This is a genomic window from Streptomyces sp. NPDC015127 (assembly GCF_043080095.1).
GTDB lineage: Bacteria > Actinomycetota > Actinomycetes > Streptomycetales > Streptomycetaceae > Streptomyces.
The window spans coordinates 1-5,900 of sequence record NZ_JBIBVE010000067.1 but is presented as its reverse complement, the minus strand read 5'-3'; the positions used below and the strand labels follow the sequence as shown (position 1 = coordinate 5,900).

Here is a 5,900-nt window from a genome sequence, read left to right as displayed (position 1 = left end):
AAATGGCCGCGAACCGCGTCTCATCAGGCGTGTCCTGCGTTCCGCCGCCCTGCGGACGCACCCGCGACGGAGGGATCAACGGCTTCGCGATCTCCCACAACCCGTCCGGCACGATCCAGCTCCACGTTCCCCGCCCCATGCCCGGGTCAACGTCCGCCTCACCACGTAGGACACGGTCTTACTGCGCCGACCTGCTTCTTGAAGAGGATGCCCTGGTCAGCGTGAAGTCCTTCACCAGGTTGCGCACCTGGAGGATCGGCTCACCGCGCTCGACCCGGGCCTTGAGCGCCACCACCGCCTCCTGTCAGGTCGCACCACGGGACGGACCACAGGCTGCGCGCCTGGTCCGGCTTGGGGCCTTCGCTGCGAGCACAGTGTCCGGCGTTGCTCATCTGCGTCGGGTGACCAGAGGAAAGCTAAGCGGCCTTCGAAGGATCCTGGGGTATGAGGGAGGCCACAAGTGTCCGATAGGCGTGAGCAGCCGTTCGGCGACACCAACCCATCCGCTCGTTGCACTCTTCGCCGTCTTCTGCCGGTGTTCCGCCGGAGAAACGGGCTCCATCGGAGAGGTGATCAAGGATAGCCATCTGAACTACCGACATACTTGGCCGATCCTCGGCCTGCAAGGGAGAGCAGTAGAGCGCCAGCGTCCAACTGGTAACGACATGCTCGTAGAACCAGCCTCCTGCCTCAGCGGGATTCGACCCGTCCACGGCGTAACCTCCTCCTGCATATGTGCTGTGCAGGTCAGATACCTGCGGAACTCGTTACGACCATGACTCGCCGCTTCACGCTCCGAGTGAGTAATCTCCACTCAGATGCACCTGGGCCATTACAGAGAGAGGAGTCGAAACGCGCGGCCCTCTTGCGCAGCCGTGGGTGTCTTCCGAGGTGCAGGTAATAGAGGGAAAGGTCAAGCAGAAAGGGAACCCTGGCCAGTGAGCAGTGTCGACGATGCTGAGAATCCGATATGCATTTCAGCGTCCTGAGGGTTAGTCGTGAAGTAAGCGCGCACGACACCAGCAGCCCAGAGCGCATTGTGACAGCGGGGGCAGGGCCGAGCGAGCAACGGCAGCCCGCTTGAATTTACCCGGGCTATGTAGGCGGTCGCCCCAACTGCTCGACGCGTTCGGCGGAGTGCGGCCTCCTCAGCGTGAAAGGTAGCGTGACGGAAGTCGATAGCCGGGCTGTTTCTGCGCAGGTTGGGAGAGGCCGCCAGAACCCGATTTCCTACGGCGAGAACCGCGCCAACCTTTTGCCGACAGTCTGAACGCTGCGCCTGGCGAATAGCCAGCTGGATCAGTGTTATGGCGCGGGAAGGGAGTTCGAGAGCAGATACTCCAGGTTGAGCCCGTGCAACAGCTAGCGCAGCCCGAAGTTCCCGATGAGTTCTGTGATTCGCATTCATGACTTTCTTTTCGGTGCCCAATGGCAGACGCGCTGGGCCAGCCACGTCCAAAAGGGTGGAGATTGGCATATAGCAGTTCTGTGCAACTCTTGCTCTCCTGCGCACACCGCGCTGCACAGTAAGCGACGGAGAGGAACTGCCAGCGCCGGGTGCGACCGAGCTGCGGAGTACGCAGGACGAGGCAAGTCACCTCCTCGCCTCGAGTGAGATCCCAGAACCTTCATGTTCCATTAACCGGTTGGTCGAGACCGACTCGGTGCTCAGTTGAGCGGAGGTGTTTGTCCTGACTACTTCAGACGCGTCGTGGATGAGGGCTTTGTTGCCGGACCCCTCTGGGGTTCCGTGTCGTGCGGTCTTGCATGTCTCTGCGTCACCTGCGGTGGGGAATCCACATGCCCAACCGCTCTTCCCGGTCCCGGTTGTGTGCTCACCTCTCTCGCTACTCTGTCGGTTCATGCTCGGCGGACGAGGCTGATTAAGCGGGGATGCGGCTTCCGGAACCAGTCACCTGAACACGCGAATCGCCTGCTTTTAGGGTGACTGTCAGCAGGCTGGGCCGGCCCATGTCGTGGCCCTGGTGCAAGGTGAGCTCTGATTCTTCTGGAACCAGGGCGAGTTCACGAGCGTACGCTCCGAAGGCGGCCGCAGCGGCACCCGTCGCAGGATCCTCGACTACACCCCCCACAGGGAACGGATTGCGCACATGGAAGGTCGTTGGTGTCTCCCTCCATACCAAGTGCACCGTGACTACGTTGAGTTTTTGCATGACCGAAGCCAGGCGGTTGAAGTCATACGACAATGTGGCAAGCCGGACTCGAGTGCGGGCTGACAGCACGAGGTGACGGGCGCCTGCAAAGGCGATGCGGGGCGGAAGAGCGGGGTCGAGTTCTTCTGCCGTCCAGTCAAGTGCAGAAAGTGCCTCGTTGATGTCGGCTGCCGCAGCCGTATAGACCCTTGCAGGCACGCTAGTTAGCGTGGCGCGTAGCGCGCCTTCCATTTCGGCCACGGTGACCGGAACGATTCCGGCTTTAGTCGCGAATGTGAGATGTCCTGGCCCGATCCGTTCTGCTATGGCGATCGATGCGGCTACCGTGGCATGGCCGCAGAAAGGGACTTCTATCTTCGGGCTGAAGTATCGGATAGTAAAAACACGGCCCGGTACATCTGCCAGTTCTATAGGGGGATCGCTCAGGAAGGCGGTCTCGCTGTAGCCGAGCCTGGCTGCAAGGACCAGCATGTCTGCATCATGGAGACTGGAGGAGTCGATCACCACACCAGCTGGGTTTCCTCCATTCGGATCGTCAGAGAAGGCTGTGTAGTGCAGAATGTCAGCTGGTTTTGCGGCCATGTATTGTCTCACAATCTGCGCAAAAATGGATGGGAATCGTATGGTGATAACTGAGAAGATGGGGCGCGGTCACTCGCCCATGGCATGAGGCGATGATCCGCTCTCTGCTGCCAGCTAAAGGCGGCTCTGGCGCTTTCCTCGAGCGGACATCACTGAGTCGCGGTGTTGGCGGAGCTGACTCTCATGCTTCCGTCAGACTCCAGGGTGAAACGGAGTAATTAGTACTCAAAGGCCGAGGAAACACGGCTGGATGTTGCTGGACAAGCGGTCACTCCCTGCACGGCTTACTGAGTTGCAATCAGACGCCATCTCCAGGGCTATCGTGGTACCGAAATGACTCTGCGTGGCAGCGAGAGCACCGATTAGGCCAGGCACGCCGCATTTGGGCTGGGTGTTGAACGCACTCCGTATGTCAGATCCGCTGCGTTCGACATTTCTCTGAATTGAGCTGCGGTGACCTGTATCGACTGTGTGTCACACTGAGCGCTGGATTTCGGGGGAGCTCACTTACTCGAGGGATTCGGTCCGGCGCTCAACCGGCGGAAAAACGCAGCAGGACGGCGAGCGCCGTTGACCATGGCCGGACCCGCTTCGTCTGCTCTCGGCCCTAGAGTCCGAACTCGGATGCCAGTCACAAAGTAGCGGTCAGGCTCTGTGACCGCGGTCTTCGTGGGCTGGCGGGACACGGTTTTCTGACAGGCAGCTTCTCGCAGGCGTCGTAGAGCTGCTGAGCGAGTGCTGCCTAGTCCTCCGTGGAGGTGAGTCCTCGGTGGTGTTCGCCACGAGCATTTCGCGCTTGAGCTCGGGAGCACGGACAGCATCCCGAACATCGCCCGGCCCTCCATGGTGGAGCTGCCGATGCTCTGCTCCATGACGTGCAGGTGCAGGGGGGAGCAACGAGATCTCGGCGTGCTCCTTGTCCTGGGCCTGTTAGGATGCCCGCCGTGCCGGGCCGTATGGACAGTATTCGCGCTCTCCAGTTCTTACGACCTGAGTCCCGACCTGGATCTCCCCGGAGGCAGGTCAGGACTGGCGAGTAGCAGGCGAAGTGTGGATGGTCACCTATGCGGTGTGACTCTGCACTCAAGGCTGCAGATGCTCCATGCCGGCCTCAGACGGCAGTTTCTCGTCAGGAACACCTTCTCCTGATCGAGTGTCGGTAAGATTCGGCGCAGCGGACGTGAGTGAATCTGACGTTCACGTGTTTGCGCCATTCTGGCGCAAAGCGCTTCCAGGTCAGATCGCTGCATGGCCGGGCTTTCTGGCGACCCGCGGCGTTCCGTCTGTTGTCATAGGCCTTCTGTGAAGGCATGCCGCATTCAGGAAGGTCTGATTCAAGATCTTGACGTTCTGATGCGCCCTTGCTTTGCTGACTGTGCTCAGTGGATGAGCCACTGAGTCAGCCTGCTCTGGATGGTTAAGTCTCTATGAAATTCTCTTTTATGCCTCCCTCTGCCTGGGCGTCCTTAATCACGGTTGCGTGTTTTCAGAGATATGCCCGCGCTCGGAAGTTGTGCTCGATGCAGCGTCGGGCGACTGTTTTCGCCGAGAAGTTGAATGGTGTTGTTATTCTGAGAGGGAAAGAGGCCCCCTGTCGCGTTCAACTGAGACTATATATTCGCGTGCCTCACGTTATAATTCCATGGGTCCCTGCTGTGGCTTCCGTCCGGGGCAGTGTGTGGATCGATGGCTGGGCGTCTGAGAGTGTTTCCGGTGAGATGGAAATTGCCCCTTTTGTTGGTCGTGGAATCACTTACAGGCTGGAATTTCAGGCGTGTGACGGTGTGCGGTTTCAGTTGCTTGGGAAGAGAATAATGAGTTTTCGCCGCCCGGTGCGCTCAATGGCTGAACTATCCTTCGAGTTATTTCCGCTCGAAGAATCGCTGTCGTGCACAGGGCCAATCTCTCGGGTGTCAAGGGTCGCCGGGTATGGTGTTGCGGGGATGCGTGTGAGGGCATTCTTGACTTTCTTGGCGAGCTGGCGACTGCCCCGCAATGCGGCGGCAGGCGTTTTGGGTGTCCATGACATCCCTGGGCCTAGGTAGCGTCTTGGCGGTCATGGGTCGAGCCAGATGAGTGTGCTGGCCTGGGTGATGGCGGTGAGGTGGCGGCCGGGCTGTTTCTCGTAAAGAGTGGCGATGTCTGCGCAGGTAGGCGCGGAGGGAGCGGGCGGGGTAGCCCTTGTCCGCCACCGCCTGATCCGGTCGGACGCGGGGCCGTCCCGGGCCGGGCCGGGTGACGCGGATGCGGTCGATGACGGCCTCGGGCTGCGTGCAGTCGTTGCGGGTGCCCGGCGTGACCGTGACAGACAGCGGTCGCCGCCGCCCGTCGCAAGGCCAGGTGGATCTTGCTGGTCAGCCCGCTATGGGAGCGCCCGAGTCCTCGTTCCTCAAGCTCCCTTTGGCCGCGGTGTGCTGATGGGCCCGCACGACGGTGGAGTCCAGCGCGACAGCCAGTCCACCTCCGCCCGGCTCTGGGCTCCGGCCGAGCCGGCCGAAGGTGCCGTCGGCCGCCCAGCGGGCGCAGCGTCCGCGCACCGGCGCGATCACCGCCAGGTCCTCGAGGGCATCGTGTTCAAGGAGGGCATCGTGTTCAAGTTCCGACCGGTGTGCCTTGGAGGGATCTGCCCGAGCGGTTCGGGCCCTGGCAGACACCACCTGCCTCGGGCGCGACCCGCAGGCGGCAGCAGCGGCTCGACCACTGCCCATACGGCGTCACACATCTCCTGGTCCTCACAGCGAGCCCTACGATCAGATGATCGGAAAGACACTGCCTAGGTCGCTCCAACTGAAACTTGTGTGGCGTCCGTCATGTTTGACTTATAGTGTCATTTCCTGGCTTTTTTGGCGGTTGTGCACCGGACCGGCTGGCAGTTGAGCTGCCGACGTTCATGAGTAAAGAATACTCATGAATCTTGTGCTCTGCTGTGCTGGACTGTTTCATTAGGGGCCTGGCTCAAATATCCGCTTTTGATGTGAATGGCCGCCTTCCTTTATTCCTGGTTGATCGAATCGGGATATTTGATGAGAGATTTCTGTTTATGGTCAGAGAATTCCAACGGGGCCACAAGGCCAAGATCAGTGATCTGACGCCGGGAACGGATCTGTACGTAGGTGTGCAGATCGCCGCTCCTGGACTGACCTT

At 60.4% G+C, this 5,900-nt stretch carries 2 protein-coding genes and 4 pseudogenes; 1 reads left to right on the top strand and 5 read right to left on the bottom strand.

The window, feature by feature from the left end:
- From ACF08N_RS37640 to ACF08N_RS37620, 5 genes and pseudogenes are all read right to left on the bottom strand, one after another.
- Positions 1–139, bottom strand: a pseudogene (locus ACF08N_RS37640) (IS5/IS1182 family transposase); the annotation flags it as partial.
- 37 nt (positions 140–176) lie between these two features.
- Positions 177–295, bottom strand: a pseudogene (locus tag ACF08N_RS37635) (peptide ABC transporter ATP-binding protein); the annotation flags it as partial.
- A gap of 618 nt (positions 296–913) precedes the next feature.
- On the bottom strand, positions 914–1,408 hold the full coding sequence (locus ACF08N_RS37630; RefSeq protein WP_392329207.1) for a hypothetical protein: 495 nt from the start codon (positions 1,406–1,408) through the stop codon (positions 914–916).
- A 475-nt stretch (positions 1,409–1,883) separates the two neighbouring features.
- Positions 1,884–2,756, bottom strand: a complete 873-nt coding sequence (locus ACF08N_RS37625) for a PhzF family phenazine biosynthesis protein (RefSeq protein ID WP_392329206.1) — start codon at positions 2,754–2,756, stop codon at positions 1,884–1,886.
- Positions 2,757–4,669: 1,913 nt separating this feature from the next.
- Positions 4,670–5,077 (bottom strand): annotated as a pseudogene (locus ACF08N_RS37620) (hypothetical protein); the annotation flags it as partial.
- Between the two features lie 96 nt (positions 5,078–5,173).
- Here ACF08N_RS37620 and ACF08N_RS37615 point away from each other — a divergent pair.
- Positions 5,174–5,409: pseudogene (locus ACF08N_RS37615) on the top strand (transposase); the annotation flags it as partial.
- Between the last annotated feature and the right edge of the window lie 491 nt (positions 5,410–5,900).

Coding starts and splice junctions, on each gene's coding strand:
- ACF08N_RS37630 (WP_392329207.1), bottom strand. CDS start 1,408: ATGAATGCGAATCACAGAACTCATCGGGAACTTCGGGCTGCGCTAGCT.
- ACF08N_RS37625 (WP_392329206.1), bottom strand. CDS start 2,756: ATGGCCGCAAAACCAGCTGACATTCTGCACTACACAGCCTTCTCTGAC.